The organism is Escherichia sp. E2586 (assembly GCF_005781105.1).
Taxonomy (GTDB): Bacteria; Pseudomonadota; Gammaproteobacteria; order Enterobacterales; family Enterobacteriaceae; genus Escherichia.
This window is the reverse complement of the sequence record NZ_VATN01000016.1, coordinates 22,645-43,615: the sequence shown is the minus strand read 5'-3', so window position 1 is coordinate 43,615 and position 20,971 is coordinate 22,645. Positions and strand designations below refer to the sequence as shown.

Annotated in this window: 19 protein-coding genes, 1 other RNA gene and 1 pseudogene; 5 read left to right on the top strand and 16 right to left on the bottom strand. The window is 50.1% G+C overall.

All coding sequences use genetic code 11. The annotated features are described in order from the left end of the window. Positions 1-15: 15 nt before the first annotated feature. The 11 genes from gabP to FEK50_RS16285 all read right to left on the bottom strand — a co-directional run bounded on the left by gabP (position 16) and on the right by FEK50_RS16285 (position 12,525). Positions 16-1,416: a GABA permease gene (gene gabP / locus FEK50_RS16340; protein WP_131162429.1), complete on the bottom strand. Its 1,401-nt coding sequence runs from the start codon at positions 1,414-1,416 to the stop codon at positions 16-18. A 237-nt stretch (positions 1,417-1,653) separates the two neighbouring features. Further along, positions 1,654-2,934 (bottom strand): 4-aminobutyrate--2-oxoglutarate transaminase, encoded by a 1,281-nt coding sequence (gene gabT, locus FEK50_RS16335; protein WP_131162430.1) that lies wholly within the window; start codon positions 2,932-2,934, stop codon positions 1,654-1,656. A gap of 13 nt (positions 2,935-2,947) precedes the next feature. Then, positions 2,948-4,396 carry an NADP-dependent succinate-semialdehyde dehydrogenase gene (gene gabD / locus FEK50_RS16330; protein ID WP_131162431.1) on the bottom strand — a complete coding sequence of 483 codons (1,449 nt, stop codon included), beginning with the start codon at positions 4,394-4,396 and terminating at the stop codon, positions 2,948-2,950. Between the two features lie 22 nt (positions 4,397-4,418). Then, a complete protein-coding gene (gene lhgO, locus FEK50_RS16325) occupies positions 4,419-5,687 on the bottom strand; it encodes an L-2-hydroxyglutarate oxidase (RefSeq protein WP_131162449.1) in 1,269 nt (422 codons plus the stop codon). Positions 5,688-5,706: 19 nt separating this feature from the next. After that, positions 5,707-6,684 (bottom strand): glutarate dioxygenase GlaH, encoded by a 978-nt coding sequence (gene glaH / locus FEK50_RS16320; RefSeq protein WP_131162432.1) that lies wholly within the window; start codon positions 6,682-6,684, stop codon positions 5,707-5,709. A gap of 845 nt (positions 6,685-7,529) precedes the next feature. Beyond that, positions 7,530-8,411 carry an AbaSI family restriction endonuclease gene (locus tag FEK50_RS16310; RefSeq protein ID WP_131162434.1) on the bottom strand — a complete coding sequence of 294 codons (882 nt, stop codon included), beginning with the start codon at positions 8,409-8,411 and terminating at the stop codon, positions 7,530-7,532. 413 nt (positions 8,412-8,824) lie between these two features. Beyond that, positions 8,825-11,158: a primase-helicase zinc-binding domain-containing protein gene (locus FEK50_RS16305; protein ID WP_131162436.1), complete on the bottom strand. Its 2,334-nt coding sequence runs from the start codon at positions 11,156-11,158 to the stop codon at positions 8,825-8,827. Positions 11,159-11,172: 14 nt separating this feature from the next. Beyond that, positions 11,173-11,493 (bottom strand): DUF5375 domain-containing protein, encoded by a 321-nt coding sequence (locus FEK50_RS16300; protein WP_131162437.1) that lies wholly within the window; start codon positions 11,491-11,493, stop codon positions 11,173-11,175. Further along, positions 11,490-11,717: a hypothetical protein gene (locus tag FEK50_RS16295; protein WP_131162438.1), complete on the bottom strand. Its 228-nt coding sequence runs from the start codon at positions 11,715-11,717 to the stop codon at positions 11,490-11,492. Before FEK50_RS16295 ends, FEK50_RS16300 begins: the two co-directional genes overlap by 4 nt. Beyond that, positions 11,714-12,262, bottom strand: coding sequence for a host cell division inhibitor Icd-like protein (locus FEK50_RS16290; protein ID WP_131162439.1), 549 nt, complete (start codon positions 12,260-12,262; stop codon positions 11,714-11,716). The genes FEK50_RS16295 and FEK50_RS16290 overlap by 4 nt, the downstream gene beginning before the upstream one ends. Continuing rightward, a complete protein-coding gene (locus tag FEK50_RS16285; protein WP_131162440.1) occupies positions 12,259-12,525 on the bottom strand; it encodes an AlpA family transcriptional regulator in 267 nt (88 codons plus the stop codon). The genes FEK50_RS16290 and FEK50_RS16285 overlap by 4 nt, the downstream gene beginning before the upstream one ends. A gap of 537 nt (positions 12,526-13,062) precedes the next feature. Here FEK50_RS16285 and FEK50_RS16280 point away from each other — a divergent pair. From FEK50_RS16280 to FEK50_RS16270, 3 genes are read left to right on the top strand one after another with little or no spacing between them, the layout of a single operon-like run. After that, the gene (locus FEK50_RS16280) at positions 13,063-13,800 is read left to right on the top strand and encodes a glycoprotein 3 (RefSeq protein WP_131162441.1); all 738 of its coding nucleotides are present in this window, start codon (positions 13,063-13,065) and stop codon (positions 13,798-13,800) included. After that, a complete protein-coding gene (locus FEK50_RS16275) occupies positions 13,797-14,042 on the top strand; it encodes an ogr/Delta-like zinc finger family protein (RefSeq protein WP_131162442.1) in 246 nt (81 codons plus the stop codon). The genes FEK50_RS16280 and FEK50_RS16275 overlap by 4 nt, the downstream gene beginning before the upstream one ends. A gap of 16 nt (positions 14,043-14,058) precedes the next feature. Next, positions 14,059-14,625 carry a phage polarity suppression protein gene (locus FEK50_RS16270; protein ID WP_131162443.1) on the top strand — a complete coding sequence of 189 codons (567 nt, stop codon included), beginning with the start codon at positions 14,059-14,061 and terminating at the stop codon, positions 14,623-14,625. Between the two features lie 207 nt (positions 14,626-14,832). Here FEK50_RS16270 and FEK50_RS16265 read toward each other — a convergent pair whose 3' ends face one another. The 5 genes and pseudogenes from FEK50_RS16265 to smpB all read right to left on the bottom strand — a co-directional run bounded on the left by FEK50_RS16265 (position 14,833) and on the right by smpB (position 20,048). Beyond that, positions 14,833-15,504, bottom strand: coding sequence for a DUF2290 domain-containing protein (locus FEK50_RS16265; RefSeq protein WP_131162444.1), 672 nt, complete (start codon positions 15,502-15,504; stop codon positions 14,833-14,835). Then, positions 15,501-17,582 carry an ATP-binding domain-containing protein gene (locus FEK50_RS16260; RefSeq protein ID WP_165489015.1) on the bottom strand — a complete coding sequence of 694 codons (2,082 nt, stop codon included), beginning with the start codon at positions 17,580-17,582 and terminating at the stop codon, positions 15,501-15,503. The genes FEK50_RS16265 and FEK50_RS16260 overlap by 4 nt, the downstream gene beginning before the upstream one ends. Positions 17,583-17,593: 11 nt before the next feature. Beyond that, positions 17,594-18,805: pseudogene (locus tag FEK50_RS16255) on the bottom strand (integrase domain-containing protein). A gap of 183 nt (positions 18,806-18,988) precedes the next feature. Next, positions 18,989-19,351, bottom strand: a transfer-messenger RNA (tmRNA) gene (ssrA, locus tag FEK50_RS16250). Positions 19,352-19,565: 214 nt separating this feature from the next. Then, a complete protein-coding gene (gene smpB / locus FEK50_RS16245) occupies positions 19,566-20,048 on the bottom strand; it encodes an SsrA-binding protein SmpB (RefSeq protein ID WP_000162574.1) in 483 nt (160 codons plus the stop codon). A 170-nt stretch (positions 20,049-20,218) separates the two neighbouring features. On the opposite strand from smpB, the gene ratA reads away from it, so the two are divergent. Next, on the top strand, positions 20,219-20,656 hold the full coding sequence (gene ratA, locus FEK50_RS16240; protein WP_001339419.1) for a type II toxin-antitoxin system toxin RatA: 438 nt from the start codon (positions 20,219-20,221) through the stop codon (positions 20,654-20,656). Next, positions 20,646-20,936: an RnfH family protein gene (locus FEK50_RS16235; protein WP_130208139.1), complete on the top strand. Its 291-nt coding sequence runs from the start codon at positions 20,646-20,648 to the stop codon at positions 20,934-20,936. The genes ratA and FEK50_RS16235 overlap by 11 nt, the downstream gene beginning before the upstream one ends. Positions 20,937-20,971 lie beyond the last annotated feature (35 nt).

Genomic DNA, 20,971 nt, shown 5'->3' with positions numbered 1-20,971 from the left:
GACTCCTGATCATTATCAGCGCGTATTATGAATGGGTGTTTTTTGCCACATTATCAGCTTTTTCCAGCGAGCCATAATTGGCACGGTACAGATAATCCCTATCGCTAATAAGCCGGTGGAGATCACTTCTAACTGTTGCGCTGGACGGAATAGCATTACCACCAACACAAAAGTAATAAAGCCAATCACCAGCCAGGTGAGCCACGGATAAAGCCACATTCGCAGGCGAATTTCACCGCCTTCTGCCAGCAGGATTTTACGCATTCGTAATTGCGAAACGGCGATGACTAAATAAACCAGCAGGGCGATAGCGCCGGAGCTGTCGATCAGGAATTTAAACACTTTAGCAGGTGCGTAATAGTTCACTACCACCGTTAAAAATGCCGCACCGGTCGAGAGTAATACTGCCACGTACGGGGTTTTACTGCGGTTAATTTTACCCATTACCGCGGGCGCATCACCGCGACGGCTTAAGGAGTAGAGCATTCTTGACGCGGTATACAGCGCCGAGTTCAGGCAACTGGTTACCGACAGCAAAATAACGCAATCCATAATGAATTTGGCGTGCGGAATATTCAGCAGTTCCAGCACGGAACGGTAGGAGCCCACGGTTTTCAGTCCGGGCATATTCCACGGAATTAAGGCCACGACGACAAAAATAGAACACAAATAGAAAATAGAGATACGCCAGATAACCGAGTTGGTGGCGCGAACAATATGTTTATCCGGCGTGTCGGATTCTGCGGCGGCGATGGTGACAATTTCCGCGCCCATAAACGAGAACATGGTGATCAGCATCGCGCTTAATACCGCCCCGAAGCCGTTGGGCATAAAGCCGCCACTATCCCATAATCTTGAAATACCGCTCACTTCTGCATATGGGTAAAAACCGCTAATCGCCACTGCGCCGAGGAAAATAAATGCCAGGATGGCAATCACTTTGCATATCGCCAACCAGAACTCAAATTCTCCGTAGTTTTTAACGCTTAATAAATTACTGCCGGTTAAGGCGAGGGTGATAACGAGGGAAAATAACCAGATGGGAATACCGGGAACCCACGAGTGCAGGATCATGGCGGCGATGTTGGCTTCCAGAGGTATAACCAGTACCCAAAACCACCAGTACAGCCAGCCGATGGTATAGCCCGCCCAGCGGCCAATAGCTTTATCGGCATAGGTGGAAAAGGAGCCGGTGTCGGGCGTGGCTACTGACATTTCCGCCAGCATCCGCATAATCATAACCACCAGTAGCCCGGCGAACAGATAGGCCAGCAATACCGCCGGGCCCGCTTCGGCGATGGCGACGCTGGAACCGACAAACAGACTTGCGCCGATAACACCGGCAATAGACAACATGGTGACGTGGCGTGATTTCAGCCCGCCGCCTAACTCATGTGATTGCGATGATTGCCCCATCCTGAATCCTCTCGAAAGTGTGTCACTTGGGAGAGCGCCCCGACATTTCCCGCGTCGGGTCACGCGTATAATTGTTATTGATTCTTTTTGCCGGAGAGCGGCTCCGCCTTATCCGGCCGACATAGATTTATTCCTGTTCACGTACAGATTGTCGGATGCGGCGTAAACGCCTTATCCGACCTGGATTCCCGTAGGCCGGACAAGACGCAAAGCGTCGCTTCCGGCATGGGTACGGACTTACTGTTTCGCCTCAGCAAAACACTGGCTGATGATATCCAGACCCTGCCGGATCTGAGCGTCTTCAATGGTGAGCGGTACCAGGATGCGCAGCACGTTGTAATACGGGCCGCAGGAGAGAAGAATCAGGCCTTTATCGCGGGCGCGCGCCACGATCTCGGCGGTGAGTTTGGCGTCCGGTTTGCTGTGATCGCCATCTTCAAACAGCTCGATGGCGATCATCGCCCCCAGCCCACGTACGTCGCCGATCTCCGGGTGTTTTTCGGCGATCGCCAATAACCCTTCTTTCAGCTTTTGCCCCAGATCGTTGGCTTTTTGCAGCAGATTTTCCTGCTCGAACACCTTCAACACTTCCAGCGCCGCCACGCAGGCAATCGGGTTACCCGCATAGGTGCCGCCAAGGCCGCCCGGTGCGACAGCGTCCATCACTTCGGCACGCCCGGTGACGCCCGCCAGCGGGAAGCCGCCTGCGATCGATTTCGCGAAGGTGGTGAGATCCGGCGCCACTCCCATTTGCTCCATCGCAAACAGCGTGCCGGTACGCCCCGCGCCGCTCTGCACTTCATCGGCAATCAGCATGATCCCGTGTTCGTCACACAGCGCGCGTAAACGTTGCATAAAGGCTGGCGTCGCGGCGTAGAAACCGCCTTCGCCCTGAACCGGCTCAATCACGATGGCGGCGATATCTTCCGGCGCCGCGTCATTTTTGAAGATCCGGTGGATACTGGCGATAGCGTCATCTTCACTGATGCCATGCAGCGGGCAAGGATAAAGCGCGCGATAAACATGCCCCGGCATCAGGCCCATCCCCGCAGAGTAAGGATTCACCTTGCCGGTCAGCGCCAGCGTGTAGTGCGTGCGCCCGTGATACGCGCCGCTAAAGGCAATGGTGCCGCTACGTTTGGTGGCGGCGCGGGCGATTTTCACCGCGTTCTCGACCGCTTCCGAACCCGTGGTGACCAGCAGCGTTTTTTTGGCAAAATCGCCCGGCACCTTCTGATTCATAATCTCGCACAGCTCCAGATACGGCTCGTAGGCCAGTACCTGGAAGCAGGTGTGCGACAGTTTTTTCAACTGCGCTTCCACCGCGGCAACCACCTTCGGATGCAGGTGCCCGGTATTGAGCACCGCAATCCCGCCCGCGAAATCAAGATACTCACGGCCTTCAACGTCCCACACCCGGCAGTTTTCCGCGCGGTCAGCGAAAATCGGGTGAATTTGCCCAACGCCACGGGGAATCGCCTGACTGCGGCGCTGCATTAACTCTTTATTGCTGCTCATTCGCGTTCTCCAGTTAAAGACCGATGCACATATATTTGATTTCTAAGTAATCTTCGATGCCATACTTCGAACCTTCACGACCCAGACCCGAGGCTTTAATGCCGCCGAACGGGGCGACTTCATTGGAAATAATGCCGGTATTGATGCCGACGATGCCGTACTCCAGCGCCTCACCCACGCGGAAGACGCGGCTTAAATCACGGGCGTAGAAATAGGCGGCAAGGCCAAATTCGGTGTCATTGGCTTGCGCAATCACATCAGCTTCATCTTTAAAGCGAAACAGCGGGGCGAGGGGGCCAAACGTCTCTTCTTTCGACACTTTGGCGTTGGCCGGAACGTCCACCAGAATGGTCGGCTGGAAGAAGTTGCCGCCGCGTTCGTGTGATTTACCGCCGCAAACCACGCGCGCGCCTTTCTCCAGCGCATCGGCGATATGCTCTTCCACTTTTGCTACCGCTTTTTCATCGATCAGCGGCCCGATGGTGACGCCTTTATCCAGCCCGTCGCCGATGTGCAGTTTGCTCACCGCCTGCTGCAATTTTTCGGCAAAGCGGTCATACACGCCGTCCTGCACGTATAAACGGTTGGCGCAAACGCAAGTTTGCCCGGCGTTGCGGAATTTCGAGGCCAGCGCGCCTTCCACGGCTTTGTCGAGATCGGCATCGTCAAAGACGATAAACGGCGCGTTGCCGCCCAGCTCCAGCGACACTTTTTTGATGTCTTTCGCGCACTGTTCCATTAACTGGCGGCCAATTTCGGTCGAGCCGGTAAACGACAGCTTGCGCACCAGCGGGTTGCTGGTCAGTTCGTTACCAACCGCGCCCGCCGAACCTGTGACCACGTTAAATACGCCAGCCGGAATGCCCGCGCGGATCGCCAGTTCTGCCAGCGCGAGCGCAGAGAACGGCGTCTGACTGGCGGGCTTCAGCACCATGGTGCAGCCTGCCGCCAGCGCCGGACCGGCTTTGCGGGTAATCATCGCCGCCGGGAAGTTCCACGGCGTGATGGCAGCGGTAACGCCAATCGGCTGCTTGATCACAATCAGGCGCTTATCGGCCTGATGACCGGGAATGGTGTCGCCATAAATGCGTTTGCCTTCTTCGGCAAACCACTCAATAAAGGAGGCGGCGTAGCTGATTTCGCCTTTCGCTTCAGCCAGCGGTTTGCCCTGTTCGAGGGTCATCAGGCGCGCTAAATCGTCCTGATGCTCCATCATCAAATTGAACCAGTTGCGCAGAATGTTGGCGCGTTCTTTGGCGGTGAGCGCACGCCAGGCGGGCAGGGCGCGGTTGGCGGCGTCGATAGCCGCGCGGGTTTCATCCGCGCCCATTTTGGGTACGCTACCCAGCTTGTCGCCGTTCGCCGGATTGGTGACGTCGATGACCTCGCCATTGTTGGCGTCCAGCCATTCCCCGTTAATCAACGCCTGCTGGCGGAATAAGTTACTGTCATTAAGTTTCATTGTTACGTCCTGTTTTCAAAGGTTATTGATTAAATGCGGCGTGTAAGGCATCCGCACTACGTGCCGCTCGCAGCGTGCGTCCGGGGTTACTCTGGCTTGCCAACAGCGTTTGTACCTTGCTGACAATATGCGCACCAATAGGAATTGCTGATGTCGCTGCCGGGGAGGGCGCATTGCAGGTGTGGAGCGTGCGCGGGGTGGTGACAAACAGAAAATCGTCAATCAGCTTGCCGTCCGGCGATACTGCCTGCGCCCGCACACCGGCGGGCCAGGGCTGGAGATCGCTTAACGAAAGCCGGGGACAATACTTTTGCACCAGCCGCAGATAGCCGCTTTTGCACAGCGAGTTTTTCATCTCGCCCAGTCCTGAGCGTAGATGGTTTTGCAGCACCCGGCGAATCCCCGACGAGCCCAAAATCTCCAGCGTGTCGCTAAATGAGAAGTCGCGCTTGCGATAGCCTTCGCGTTTGAACGCCAGCACCGCGTTTGGCCCGACGGTGACGCTGCCGTCGATCATGCGGGTGAGATGCACGCCCAAAAACGGCATTGCCGGATCGGGAATGGGGTAAATCAGGTGGTTAACAATCTGGTTATGCTCCGGCGCAAGGCGAAAATACTCGCCACGGAACGGGCAGATGATAAAGCCCGGTTCGAGGCCGAGCATTTTCACCAGCCGGTCAGCCATCAGCCCGGAACAGCTAATCAGCGTCGATGCTTCATATTCGCCGCCCTGGCGGGTATGTATCACCATGCCGTTTTTATGCTCATTAAGGCCGCTGACTTCGGCGTTATAGATAATCTCACCGCCTCTGGCCTGGAAGATTTTTGCCATCGCCGCCGTCACTTCGCGGTAGCTGACAATACCGCTGGACGGCACAAAAATGCCGCCGAGCCCGGTGATATTCGGTTCGCGCTCGCGCAGTTCGTCGGAGTTTAGCCATTCGCGCTCGATACCGTTCGCCGCTGTGCGTTCCCATAAGGCGCGCATCCGTTCCATTTCGAGATCGGACGTGGCAACCAGCATCTTGCCGCAGTTGTCGTAGCGAATGCCGTTTTGATCGCAAAAGGCTTTGGTGGCGCGGTTTCCCGCCAGGCAAAACTGCGCCTTCAGGCTGCCGGGCGTGTAATAGACCCCGGCATGGATCACGCCGCTGTTGTGGCCCGTCTGGTGACAGGCCGGGCCGGACTCTTTTTCCAGCAACGCAATGCGGGCGTCCGGATAGACATCAATCAGTTGCATGGCGGTCGACATGCCGATGATGCCGCCGCCAATAATCACAAAATCATACATCCGCTCAATTCCTTTGCGCTTACTGATGCGTCTGGTAGTGGTGAGTGGCGTAAGCGAAATAGCCACGCTGGCGCATCAGTTCGCGACGCAGATCCGGATGCGCGGTAAAGCGGTCGCGACCGTGCAGCCAGAACAGGTTGTTAATCAACAGGAATTTGCCAACGGGAACGGGCACAGAAAGAATGCCTTTGCTGGTTTCAATGGCGTCCGAAAGCTCGCTCAACCACACGCCTTCTTCGAAGTCTTTTGGCTGGACGAACTGGTCGATATAGCGCATCACTGGGCGACTCTGCTGATCGACGTCGAACACAGGATGGAATACATCTTTACTGACGTTTTTACTCGGCGGCGCGGCAAAGCGCATCGGGCGACGTGCCAGCGGATGGCGGAAATAATGGTCCAGATGTTCCCAGTCATCGAGATGCAGCAGCAGCGAGTTTCCGCCCTGCATGTTCTGCTCGTCGATTTTCATCATCAGCACGTAGTCGGTGATCTCTTCAACGTAGGTACCGTCGTTATGCAATTCCATCACACGGTGCGGCTGACGCAGGTAGCTGTCTGAGTTATCGACATTTTTCACTACAAAACGCGCGTAATACTGACCGCTCATGGCATCGAAATTGGAACGACCAATCAGATGCGCCACCGCCGTTGCCAGCTTCACCATCTCATCTGCCTGCGCAACATCATCGACACCTACCGCATTGATCAACAGCGCACCTTCAGCGCGGTTTAGCAACGTCTTCAACAGCAACGGTTGCAGCTGGTTCGCACAGAGATCGTCAAGAATTTTACCTACCCGAAAACGCAGAAACGATTTGTACTCCAGCGCCTGCACGGGCCACTCGGCTACCTGCTCGAGGAACTGTTTGGTCGTCTGTTCGGTAAAGGTGAGTTCCAGCAGACGCGGGGATTGCGCCGACGGGGTGAGGGTGAATCCGCTATAGTCCTGGCCTGAATCGACAGTGTTATTTTGTACGGCGGTCAGTGCATTCATCAGAAGCGATCCTCTTATGAGATGTAGGGTGACATGGCGATGCTCATTTCGTAGCCATAATCTAAAAATATCTACATTTCTGAAAAATGCGCACAAAAGCGCCATATTGTTTTCTTATTGTGATCAAAAACAACAAATCAATAACAAAAATGTAAGGGGTAAGAATTGGGATGAAAGGGAATGAATAATTAAAACAATATATTAAGTGTACTTATACTCATTTTCGAACTGGTGGCATTTGTTTAAATGCTATTTAAACTGCTTTTTCAGAGTTCGGAGTTACTTCAACTTACTGAGTTCCGTGTTGACTAATGTGAGTAAGATCAATCGCATCCAACCGATGTTACTTGATGGCATCGATAACAATCTTAATGAACAAACAGATTCCGGGAAGACTGGCTATGGAGGCTAATTTTTCTCTTTCTGGCAACGGGTTAATGACAGTTACCATTTTTCGAGAATCTGATACTGATCTGAGGGATGCTGTATATGTCTGGACTGTAATTGAATGGGGTTTACACACGATGGAATCTGGACCAATAAAAAAGCCCGCATCAGCGGGCTTTAATGTCACAGGGAGTCGCGACTCCGTTGCGTATCCTTTTTTGTCTCCTCACCGTCTGGGCGGTGTACTGATGAGACTTCTAATTTCCTGTTTTTGTTGGTGTTGTGATAACACCATCCAATCATGATTGGGCTGGCGGAGTCTGAATAAATTCCCCAACCTATTAAAAGTAAGAGGTTTTTTCGTATTCAACTTTTAGTTGTGTACCTAAACGTGTACCAATTTTCTCACAGTAGCAGCGTTGTATCTCGTATAAACAGGGAACTAAATATGCTGTTAATCATGGGGCAGCATCATTAGGAGGGTATACATTGACCGATGTACTTACACGATGAAACTCTAGTATGTTGCCAGTATGGTGACCAGGGATAGCTTCAAACACCCCAAGAAATCGGTACAGTGTCCTGTTCAGCTCATCACGAGAATGAGCCATAACAATTCGTTTATCCCAGCGTTCTGTGTATCCCTCATCATCTTTTATATTCCGCTCTATGATTTTGTTACCATCATCAGTCAATTCATTTCCCCAATCTGAATTTCCATATAGTTTTGGAAACCAAACCATGCATTTTCCTGATAGACCCATTGCTTCACTTATGTGAGAAGGAATGCTCCAACCGCCAGACTGATGATGTCCTTTGTTGTAGCCGAAACAGTTCAAAGCATCCCGGTGGTATCTGAAGACGGCATCTGGACCTACAGATATCCTTCCTGCCTTAAGATGAGGACGAGCTGTATATTTATTATCATAATCCCATTCTTTGAATTTTTTATCTTTAATCATTCTATTTTTACGATTGCGTATCAACTCAATAAATTCATTGATATAACGATCGAAAATTTCAAGACTTATTTCGCTGGCGGGAATTCTTTTCTCTAAAAATCCTGTAACTTCAGTAATATCCATACGACGTTTCGCATCATCTATTTGTGATTGCTCACTGTTGTGATGCCCTTCATCAATTTCAAGATAAAGATCCAGTTGTGGGAAAAATAAATCTGCCAAATAGATTTTTCCATTTTCTTTTCTGACACATTGCTGGCAGACAAATTCAATATCTGGATCATTTAAAAGATGATAAATGCGAGTTACTGCATAATGTTCCCATCGTTTTTTTGAGGTTTTCGTAAGTGAACGTAGAATGTAATCAGTTTTATCCATTTATATGCATTCCTTCTTTGTTCTTCATGTAATGTGCTTTTTCTTATGGCGATAGTGTTACCTATCGCCATAAGATGCGTAAGTATTTTTTTAATCTAACTGTTTATACTGTTAACTTCGATGATTTTCTATTTTATATCATGTGGTTAAGCGGTAGTGAGTTGGTGAGGAGTGAAAAGTTGACTCTTCCCCTTTGTGATTTTTGCTCGTTCTGGATCTGCCCGGTCAGGCGATGTGGTGGGGGGATAAAAAGTTTTTTTAGGTTTTACTGTTCACACTGTTCACCTCTGGTTTTTTATTAATAATTTCATGGTGATACAGGGTGAATATACGGTGAAGGGTGAACAGTGGATTGTTCACCTTGTGGCAATGAGCAGAAAGAAAAAGACCGGCTGTTGCCGGTCCGAGGTGGGTTATGTCGCCGCGGGGTCGTCGCACTTCGGCAGCCAGTCGCCGTAGCTTTCCTCTTTCAGCGACAGATTGGTTTGTATCCCCTGCTTTGTGTGCCGCTTCTCATAATTCAGGCCGTACTCTTTCAGCATCATGGGCAGCCCCAGCCCGAACATTTTCAGGCTGAGCACGTTCCTGTATCCGTTGGCCTCCATATAGGCTAGATACGCGTGATAGAGATATTTACGATAATTACGCGGGATGATGCTGGCATTCCCCATAAACATTCCGTTGGTCTGCGGAAGCATTTCCAGATAGCCGCAAAAATCAAATGTCGGGTCTGCATCGCGCTTAATGTTGAGCGCCTCATCGGAATTCTGCTGAGACTGGAGCAGTGCGCGTGCAGTCATCGGGTCGCTGAATTTCTGCATAAGCTGGCGCACAATCACGGCCAGCTCGCGCGCAATTTTATCCCTGAGCTGCGGGTCGCGTTCCTCCGGGGCAATCTGTTCCGGGAAGTGAATAATCACCCGGCGACGTGACACACCGCCGCTGCGGTCGGTGAAGCGCATCGGGTTGTTGTTCACGGCCAGAATCACTGCCGGAATATGTGTTGAGTACGGGTTCTGGTATTTCGGGTCAACTGAGACCGCATCGCCGCCGGTGATGGCCTTAAGCCCTGCGCCGTCGCCGCTCCATTTTTCCTGGTCTGGCAGACGGATTAGCGAGAAGCCAATCAGGGATGCACGTTTGCGCGGGTCTTCCAGTGTGTCGATATCGGCTGACGTGGCATTATCTTCCCCGGCAAGCAGGGTCGCGATTTCAGCCAGAATACTTTTGCCACTCCCGCCGGGACCGGTGACTTCGAGAAAGAGCTGCCAGTCGTAACGGTTCGCCAGCACCATAAACAGCGCAGCCAGAATCACGTCGCGTTTTTGTGGACTTTTACCGGCCGCACGGTCGAGCCAGCGCCAGAAGTTCGGCGCGTGCGTCTCCAGCGTTTCCCCTTCCACCGGCGGGGTAAAATCCACGTCGCACAGCGTGCGCAGCCAGTGCGATTTGTGGTGCGGGCTGAATACGCCGCTTTGGGTATCGAGTACCCCGTTGCGAAAGCCAATCAGACGGCGCGCCGGTGTATCCTGCTGGGGAATAATCAGTTTCAGGGTCTCCACCACTGAGGCAATTTTCCCCGACGAGAACGGGGCGCGCAGTTGCTGGAATAAATCAGCCACATTCCGTGAAAAAGTGGCGGCAGGGATATTTTTCCAGATGCCATTTTCATAGCGGGACAGGAGCTGGCCGTTCGCATCCACCGCCAGCGCTTCGCCGTAATGTTCATGCACCCGCATTGCCTTTTCACTGGTGCTCATGGCGGTAAATTCCGCCTCACTCATGGTAGTGAAAGGACTGTCAGCCGGTGGCCGGATGGCGTCATAAATCGCTTTCCGTGTCGCCTCTTCGCCTTTCTGAACGAACGCATCATTCCAGTCACCGAACACCGGCGGTAGGGCAACAACACCCTCACAGGCGTCTGCGGCCGCAGCGGCTTTGCTCTGGCCTTCGCCGTTAAGGTCACGGTCGGCGGCGAGCACAATCTGACAGGCCGGGTGTTTCTGACGGGCAAGGCTCGCCAGAGAAAGGAGGTTCACGGAGGACAGTGCCACCATGACGGTTTCCCCGGTCAGGTGATGCACGGTGAGCGCGGTAGCATAGCCCTCCGCTATCCACAGACGTTTTCCGGCCTGTTTCTGCCCCCCGATGATATGACATGTACCTTTTACCGCTCCGCCTTTCAGGGTGCGTTTGAGACCGTCAGCATTGATAAGCTGAACGTTAACCAGCGCCCCGGCATCGTCATACAGCGGGACAACCACATCACCGGCGCGGAACGTCACGCCGCCGGTTTTATGCAGGGCGGTGAGCGTCAGACATTGCAGAGCGGGGAAGCCCTTTCGGGTAAGGTAGGTGTTGCCGGTGGCCGGTCGGGTTTTCTCCATGAGCCTGACGGCCAGCGCGGCCGCCGCTTTGCGGTCGGCATCGGTTTCAGCCTCTGCGGCCGCAATCACTTCCGGGGCAACCGGCGGCAGGTTGCCGGTCACAGCGTTCACCTTCCCGGCGGCCTCTGACGGTGTCACGCCAAACACTTTCTCTACCAGCTTAAGCCCGTCACCCGCGCCGCACTGATTGCAGAACCACGTCCCGCGCCCCTCTTTATCGTCAAAGCGGAAACGGTCAGAGCCGCCACACACCGGGCAGGACTGATGGCGGTTTTTAATCACCTTCACACCCAGCGCAGGGAGAATGTTCGGCCAGTGGCCACAGGCCTGTTTTACCGTTTCCGTTACGTTCATTTTCATCGTTATTTTCTCCCTCAGTGCAGTACAGGCGATGTGATATGACGGGCGCAAAGTTCATCCATCACCGCGAGCCCGAGAAATGACAGTGAGGGCGCGGCCTTGAGTGGCCCGGCTTCCATTAAATCTTCCAGTAACGCACAGGCAATCTGACGGCCTTTCTCCTCGCCGTGCTGGCGCAGATAGAAGCCCTCCAGCTCGGCGGAAATGGCGCTTTCCAGTGTGTCGAGGGTGAGCTGCGGGTAGCGGTGCTGACGTTCGCACAGGGTCAGCCAGGCACAGGCCACGGCGCGACGATACAGCGCAGCGCGTAATACGGGCGGTAATGGCTTTTTCATACGTTGCCCTCCCCGGTCAGCCAGTGCTGATTGCAGCGCTCGACCACGCCGTCGAGCTGGGCGGTCATGAGATAAATCACGGAGGTGAGCTGTAACTGCTGCACCGGGTCATGGCGAACGGTGGTGCAGTCCTGCACCTGCATCAGATCGCCGACGAGCAGGCCGACGTTGCGCATATGCTCCAGGCATTCGAGGTCACGGGCGGTAATGGTGGTGTGTCTCATGCGCGCACCTCCGCAACCGGCAGACGGCCAGCGAACGAGAGGACGTAATCACGAACGAGGGAAAGACGTGCGGTGTGCTCATCACCGGCAACGGTGCGAAGCATACAGATACGGGGTTTACGGTCTGCGCGACGAACGGCGGCAAACACAAAGACAAACTGCGGGTGTGACGGGGTGAGGGTCGTAGCCATAGCGGCAACCTCCATAGTTAGCTGATTACAGCTACCACCGAAGTTCTCACGCAATGGTGGTAGCCCAGACGGGGGTGAGAAACCGGCAACTATGGAAACCGGCCAGCCCGAAAGCTGCCCCGCCTGAGCCACCATTATTTTGACGGCGCAACAGACAAAGAACCGTTGCCCGATAAATGGGTGTGCAAAAGCATAGACACAAAAAAAGACGCATGGCGCGTCCGGTGTCGCCACAGTTAAACTCGGGTTCTCACGCCCGGCTGTCGATTTTGCGACAGCAGGAAAACTATACCTGGAAACGACGAAAAGAAGCAAGCCAGAAAAAGGGACTGTTTGTTGAACGGTCATCATCATGCGTCATAGCCCCGGTTACGTTCGGCAATGCGATCCGCCATCCATGCAGTGATTTCAGACTGCGCCCACGCCACATTTTTTCCGCCGAGGGAGATTTGTTTCGGGAAGGCTTCCCGGCTGATGAGGTCGTAAATGGTCGAGCGGGACAGGCCGCACAGATGCATCACTTCGGGCAGACGGATAAAGCGTTCGTGAACGGTATCAGAAACCGGCATCAGTGGCGCGGCAAGGGCAGAAGACGGGGAAGAAAAAGCGATGTGCATCGGGCTACCTCATAAAGTCCATACAGTGCCGGTCGTGTCCGTCCGGCTTCGGGTAGCTCCTTATTATGTCTATATTTTTCCTCAGGTCATGTGAGATTTTCGGGGAAACAAACATTGACTTTTCGCTCTGGCAAACAAAGGCAAACGCTGGCAAACATATGCAAATCACTGCATTACAATGCAGCAATTTCTATTGATTTTAGTTATATATTTTTCATTTTTAATCGAAATAAAGTCTAAATGGTATGACCAGAGCAAAACAGGAGGATGAACAGTGGTGAACAGACGGTGAACAGTCAGACCTTCAACTGTTCATCATTTAACTTACTGTATTACTTATCTTTTTATTTGAGGTGAACAGTAGTGAATAGTTATAAGTAAAAAAACAAACAATGAGTAAGGTTTTCCAGCGACCTTTCTCTGGCCAGCCGGGTTTTAAGGTCTGTTTGTGCCATTTTTGCCACAACGGCAATGAATCGTGTTGTTGTGTCTGGCGCGGCAGAATCTCCTCAGATTGAAACGAAGAGGAGACCCGACATGACTCAGACTGCTGTTATTCCCGACTACCTTAAACCCGCAATGGAGCGTCTTGAGAAGGCCAGAGAAGCGCATCTCACCAGTGCCCGACGCATGGATGAAACCACGGCGGCCATCAGCCAGGTGGAATCGCAAAAAAAGGAACTGGAGCAGGAAAACGGCAATGACTCCGGCGCATGGCGCGCCGCCTTTCGTGCCGGTGGTGCTGTCATTACCGACGAGCTGAAACAACGCCATCTGGCGCGCGTGGCACGGCGGGAACTGGCGCAGGAATGTGACAATATGGCTGAAGTTCTGTCTTTCGAGCTGGACAGCCTTAAAGGAGCGTGTGACCGGACGGCCAGAGCATACCGTCAGGCACATCACAGCGTTCTCAGCCAGTACGCAGAGCATGAGCTCGATGTTGCCCTGCGTGATACCTGTAACGCGCTGGTCAGGGCAATGAAGCTCAACATACTGGTTCTGAATAACCCGCTTGCTAATACCACCGGGCATCAGGGCTATATCCAGCCAGAACAGGCCGTTATGCAGCAGGTGAAAGACCGACTTGAGCAGGCGGTGAAAGGCTGCGATATCCGTCTGACCGATGAACCGGTGCTGTTTAAAACAGGGCTGTCGGCCTCCACGCTGCCGCATATGGAGCATGATGTTGCGGCCACTCCTGTTCAGCGGAAAGTCTGGCAGGAAAAAATGCGGGAACGTGAAGCTGACCTGAAAGCACGGGGGCTACTGTCATGATGCGCTGCCCTTTCTGCCGCACGGCGGCTCACGTTCGCACCAGCCGCTATATGTCTGAGAGTGTCAAAGAGAGTTACCTGCAGTGCCAGAATGTGCACTGCTCGGCGACATTCAAAACGCATGAGTCCATCTTTGAAGTGATACGTTCGCCGGTCGTCGATGAGAAACCCGCGCCGGTGCCGACAGCCCCCGTGGCACCCTGTCGGGTAAAAGGCTGCTTCAGTTCGCCGTTCCGCCATTAATCAGGAGAGACAATCCGTGACCACCCTGACCTTACAGCAGGCCTATGACGCCTGTCAGACGAACAAAACCGCGTGGCTGAACCGTAAAGCCGAACTGACCGCCGCAGTGCAGGAATATCAGGAATTATTGCTGGATGACAACGCATCAGGCTCCCGCAGATTACAGACGCTGCGTGACCTGATTGACGTAAAAAAATGGGAGGTCAATCAGGCCGCTGGTCGCTACATCTTCTCGCACGAGGAAGTGCAGCGTATCAGTATCCGTAACCGGCTGCATGATTTTATGCAGCAGAACGGCGCAGAGATGGCCGCCGCACTGGCACCGGAGCTGATGGGGATTAAAAACCAGCCCGCGATGATAAAAAACCGCGCGCTTGACCGTTCAGTCTCTTACCTGAGAGAAGCTCTTTCCGTCTGGCTGACCGCTGGAAATGAAATTAATTATTCTGCACAGGATAAAGATATTTTAACGGCCATCGGATACAGGCCTGACGCGCCTTCGCGGGATGATAATCGTGAAAAATTCACCCCAGCACAGAACATGATTTACACCCGTCGACGCGCCGGACTGGCCGCGCAGTAGCCTGTCAAAAAATCCCTGTAAATCCCATCATTTTTCCCGAATCAAGCCATGCATCCATAAGGTGCATGGTTTTGCATGCGTTTTCTCGTTCCTGCACTCCCGACCAGCGCCTGTCGCGGCGCGGCCTGAGTTCACCTTTGCACCTGCATTAAAAGCGGTCCCTTAAGCGGGCAGGCGTGGCGGGGAGAGCATTGCGCGCCAGAGTAATTAGCCAATGGACAGAAATTTATTTTCTCTGTTAGCCCAATATTCTTGGGGCGCAACTTGTAACCCAGTACTAAATGAATCCAGATGCTCTTCAATTAACTGTGATTCAGCATATATCTTCCATGCTTTCGGATAGAATGAGCGTAGAATGAACGCGGTAAATGATAACGGAGTCAGCATTTTCTTCGTTGCTATTCTACCTTCATTTTCTGAACCGAAATGAAAGTGGCAGTACGGATGAGAATGTTCACAATAATGTTCATCATCTATATCATATCTTACAGGCATAGGCGGGAAGTTCTTTGTGTGAGTATCGATGTAATTATCATATTCTTGACTTATCATTACTCTGTACTCCTCTACATCTTGCCACTCATCTTCTGGATAATAGGTATCCAAATACTCTCTGTAGTCCAGGGTTTTAACAGGTGTCATTAAGTAGGTATAACTATTATACTTGAAAATGAATAATGAACCATCGTCAAGCTGTATGTTAAACCATTGATTTAATGTGCATTTTTCCCATGCCTTTTCGTAAGTTAAAGGGCGTAGCTCTCCAGGCATATTGTCAGGGTAATAAACGTCATTGTTATAATTACCTAGTAAATCAACATGTCGCACAAGATTAATGGACGCTTTAGCGGTTGTATTAAATGTGGCTAAGTTGATCATGATTTTTTCATCCTTTTTGCTTCATACTCGCGTAATAAAGCTTTTAACCCGTCGACACCGTGAGCCTCAAGTAATTTTTGAAAATCTTCCGGACTTTCATCATGAGCAAATCTTTGTAGGTCGATCTCGATTTTATCAAGGGTCTGTCCTGATGGATAATTGAATTTAAGATAAGGAATGTTGTTTTTTGCTTGTTGAATTTCATCGAAAAGTTCAATGGCAGGATATCCAATCCCAGTCATTGTAAGCCAGCCTTTGGTGCGAGTCATCGCGGTGAAAAGTAAGTTTCTATTTTTTACATTTGGGTTGTGATATAAACATTCACTACCAATTATGTAAACACTATATCCTTCGTTTCCTTTTGCTTTATGGATTGTGGAATAAGTAACTTTGTTATCCACAGAAAAATCACTAATATTATATTTATCAGCATTAACATTGTTTACGTCTATGTCATACTCAGATAAAAAATATGAGATTTGGTTGTAATAATTTTTATAATGTTTGTCATCAGCGCAAACTATCAATATATCGGAAGCATTTAGACCTTCGCTCACGATATCAAATTGTATTTTTTGCGCCACCCATTGGCATTCTGATGATAAATTTTCATGGTGCTGAGTTATTATTAGTTTATCTTTATCCGTATCATATAATGTTGGGGATGTTTCAATCGTTCTAAATACAGATATTTTCTCACCAGACACAAAGCGTTCACCATGATTACCTTCCACTTGATAACCAAGATTTTTCCAGTCCTCAGGTGTCTTTATAGCTTGCACTGGATTGCCATAAACACCTAAACCGACAGCATGGGCACATATAAGTGTCGCGCATGGGGTTCGGTAACAACTATTAAGAAACTTGTCTAAACTTAAATTTTTACCTTCACCTAATATTTCTTCAATGGTTGGCGCTGTTGTCTGAAAAATGTTTTGGAATACGTCCAATCCAAATACCATTTTGTCATTATGAGCCAGTTTCAGACAAAGTTGTAGGAAAGAGCTATCAAAATCTTGAGCCTCGTCGACAAAAACATAGTCATATTGCTTTTTGATTGCATAATTTTCTATTAAATTTCTACATGCATATGAAAATGGTTCTTTAGGAGCAACACGCTGTGCCTCGCCAAAATTAATGAATCGAGCAGAGTTATTCTGACAGGTGTTATAATATACTCCTGGCGCATTGCCTCCTCCCCAAGCATGAAGAATATCTATTGTCCCCTCAAAGTCCGGATCCAAGTCGTTGAATTGTCTATAGAATCTTGTTATTAGCCTTTTAACGTGTTGATATAACGCTTTGGTACTAAAAGTATAAAGTATTTTTTTATCAGGGTTGCGCAAATGAGTGATTGCCACTTTCATTGCGAGAACCACTGTTTTGCCTGAGCCAGCTAAGCCACGAATTCGTTCAATCCCTTCTACTTCATTGACGCAACTTCCTAGCTGATTGCTATCAAATCGTGCAATTGATGATTCTAGCTTGCTAACGATTTGTACTTTTGATTCTTCAGAAAAACCATCAGTATCACGTTGTTTTACTCTAATTAATCCTTTTCCGCCTTCAATGGTCGAAGCTGCTTCACTATAAATATCCTCACTTACAGGGTTTTCAAATTGTTCTATGAATCTTTCTATTGATGTTTTAGAGACAATGACTTCACTATCAGTATCATAATCTTTTTGTGGATCTACATATGGAGCAAAAATAGCAGATTCAACAGTTATGTTTAGTTCTCTCTTGTTTTTTCGTAAGGCTTTTTGTTTTAAAAGGCGAGAATAAATCTGGCTATATATGTTTTCTAACGACGTGTCATTATTTGGTAGTGTCGTTTCAGCATCTCTTTCATGACAATCTGAAAGATAAAAAATAATAATTCCATACAGTCGAGAGACTAACATTAATGGAGAAATAACCAGGTTGTCGTCATCATCTTTGTATAAAGGAAAATCGTAGTATAATTCGGACTCTTGAAGATGCAATTTTTGTTCTTGATCTAACTCATTAAGAATTGTGTACAATCTTCCAGCTTCTTGGTTAGCGAATAATTTGTTTCTGTCTGCATTTAATTTCATGTTAATATTCCTTAAGAAATATCTTTTTTGCAGTAGGAAGTAGTTACAAAGGCTCCCCACCATTGCATTAATTCTTCCCTTTGTGACAAATACGTCGAGCGATTGTATGCTCTTCTGACTTCGTTTTTGTCACTATGAGCTAGTGCTGCCTCAATTACATCAGAATTGAATTCAGCTTCATTCATGGCAGTGCTAGCTATAGACCTTAATCCATGAGCAACAAATTTACTAGCATATCCAATTCTCTTTAATGCAGCATTCGCTGTTTGGCTGTTCATCGGCATTTTCGGATCATTTCTGCTCGGAAAAATATGTTCTCGATGAGCACTAATAGGCTTCATCACATCGAGAATATCTAATGCCTGAGGAGACAAAGGAACAATGTGCTCACGCTTGGCCTTCATTCGTTCGGCTGGAATCGTCCAGAGTTTGGCATCAAGATCGATCTCTGCCCAACGAGCACCGGAGGCCTCAGAAGGGCGCACAAGCGTCAGGAGTTGCCATTCAATGAGACAGCGAGTTGAAACAGAGAGATTTGACATCACCAAAGAACGCATGAGTTTTGGTAACTCTTCTGGTCGTAGCGTGGGCATATTCTGCTTTTTGGGTTTCTCAAATGCCATTCCAACACCTGACGCCGGATTTGCATCAATCAGACCGGTATTAACCGCGTAAATCATTATTTCGTTAATACGCTGTACTAAGCGTCTAACTGTCTCCAGAGCTCCGCGTGCTTTGATTGGTTCTAATGCTTCAACAATCGTTCTGGCCTTTATCTCCTGTACGGGTATCGCACCGAGTGCCGGGAACACGTCTTTATCCAAAGAACGCCAAATATCCTTTGCATAATCCTCTGTGACACTTCTGCTTTTTATCTGGAATCAATTAGCAGCCACTGTTGAAAAAATGCTGTCTAACTCAATCAGGCGTTGTTCTGACGCTTGTTCCTGTTGCTGTTGTGGATCCATGCCTTGCGCGAGCGTGGTTAAGTGCTGGTCGCGTATCTGACGAGCTGCTGCAAGTGTAAGGGCAGGGTATGAGCCGAGACTTAAATTTGTGCGGCTGCTGCTTCCCGGTCGTTGATAACGGAAGCGCCAGAGTTTTTTACCGGAAGTTTTGACGAGTAAGAACAGGCCATCACCATCATGCAGGGTGAAGTCTTTTTCACGGGGTTTCGCTTTGAGGATTTCGTTATTAGTGAGGGGGCGTGTAATGCGCGCCATGTCTGGATCCCTTCCATAATTGGTACACGTTTAATGGACTACAGTATAGCGTGTACCTAAACGTGTACCAATTTTCTCTGGATTTAGCTGGATGTGCTCGGATAACGACAGACACAAAAAAGCCCGCAGGGCTTGTGCTATGCGGGCTTTCAGGATTTCCCCGGACGTATCCGGAAGAGCAAGTGGTGGAGCTGGCGGGAGTTGAACCCGCGTCCGAAATTCCTACGTCCTCGGTACTACATGCTTAGTCAGTCTTTACATTCGCTTGCCAGCTGCGGACGGACACGCCACTAACAAACTAGCCTGATTAAGTTTTAACGCTTCAACCCCAGGCAGGGCTTCCACGCGATCTCTTTTGGGTTTGACCTCTCTTGATCCCCGTCCTAAGAGCGGAGGCTAGGGAGAGAGGGCTCTAAGCAGGTTATTAAGCTGCTAAAGCGTAGTTTTCGTCGTTTGCGACTATTTTTTGCGGCTTTTTACGAGGCCAACCGCCCCTCGGCATGCACCTTGGGTTTCGCAAATCCCGTCGAATCCAGAATCAGCCCCAATGTGTAACGTTAAGTATACCAGATTTTTGAGCGCCATGAATAGCCCCAAAGGCGTTATCATCCTGGAATTAGCGCCTGCATAGTATGATTTTTCTTCGATTAAGCAATGGGATGGCTGCATCTGTGTCAGATTTGACAGTCGACAAGATGTTCATTCGCGCCACCGAATAGGGAGGCGCGGTGAAGATTTGATTAGTATCGCTTAGATAGGTTTAACGGTGCGCGTTTTTCATGATACGTGCTTTATCAACCTGCCATTCGCGTTCTTTGATATCAGAACGTTTATCGTGTTGTTTCTTACCTTTCGCGACGCCGATTTTTACTTTGCACCAGGCATTTTTCCAGTACAGGGAGAGCGCCACTACGGTATAACCTTCACGGTTCACTCGGCCATAGAGAGAGTCAAGTTCGCGCTGGTTGAGAAGCAGTTTGCGGGTGCGAGTAGGGTCGCACACCACGTGCGTGGAAGCCACTGCCATCGGCGTGATGTTTGCTCCAAACAGGAACGCTTCTCCGTCGCGCAGAAGGACATAGCTGTCGCTAATATTGGCTTTTCCTGCGCGCAGGGATTTAACTTCCCAGCCCTGCAGGGCAAGTCCCGCTTCGAACTCTTCTTCAATAAAGTATTCGTGACGGGCGCGCTTGTTAAGCGCGATGGTCGCTGAACCAGGTTTATGTGCTTTTTTCTTCGTCATAAGCGTCGTGAATCATCGGTAATCTGAAATCGAAAATACCCCATATCAATCCTGCGGGGGACAAGGCTCTATCTTAGCATGAACCGGATGTTACCCAGCGCCGGGATAGCGTTTTTTTTACTGCAGGATAAATGATATTATTTGTTGGATTTTTGTTGATGGAAATTGTTATGCCTCAGATTAGCCGGACCGCACTGGTACCCTACAGCGCGGAGCAAATGTATCAGTTAGTGAATGACGTTCAGTCTTATCCTCAGTTTTTACCAGGGTGTACTGGAAGCCGGATTCTGGAGTCCACTCCTGGGCAGATGACCGCTGCGGTAGATGTGTCTAAGGCTGGGATCAGCAAAACGTTTACAACCCGCAACCAGTTGACCAGTAACCAAAGTATCCTCATGAGTCTGGTTGATGGACCGTTTAAGAAATTGATCGGCGGCTGGAAGTTTACGCCGTTGAGCCAGGACGCGTGCCGTATTGAGTTTCATCTCGACTTTGAGTTTACCAATAAGTTGATTGAACTCGCCTTTGGTCGCGTGTTTAAAGAGCTGGCAGCTAATATGGTGCAGGCTTTTACTGTTCGTGCAAAAGAGGTCTACAGTGCCAGGTAAAATTGCCGTTGAGGTGGCTTACGCATTACCCGAGAAACAATACCTGCAACGGGTAAGATTGCAGGAGGGCGCGACGGTTGAAGAGGCGATTCGTGCAAGTGGTTTGCTGGAACTGCGAACTGATATCGATTTAACTAAAAATAAAGTCGGTATTTACAGTCGTCCGACGAAACTGAGCGATACCGTGCACGATGGCGATCGGGTGGAGATTTATCGTCCTCTCATTGCCGATCCGAAAGAGCTTCGCAGGCAACGAGCAGAAAAATCGGCGAATAAATAACAGCCAGAAAAAAGGTGCTCACTGAGCACCTTTTT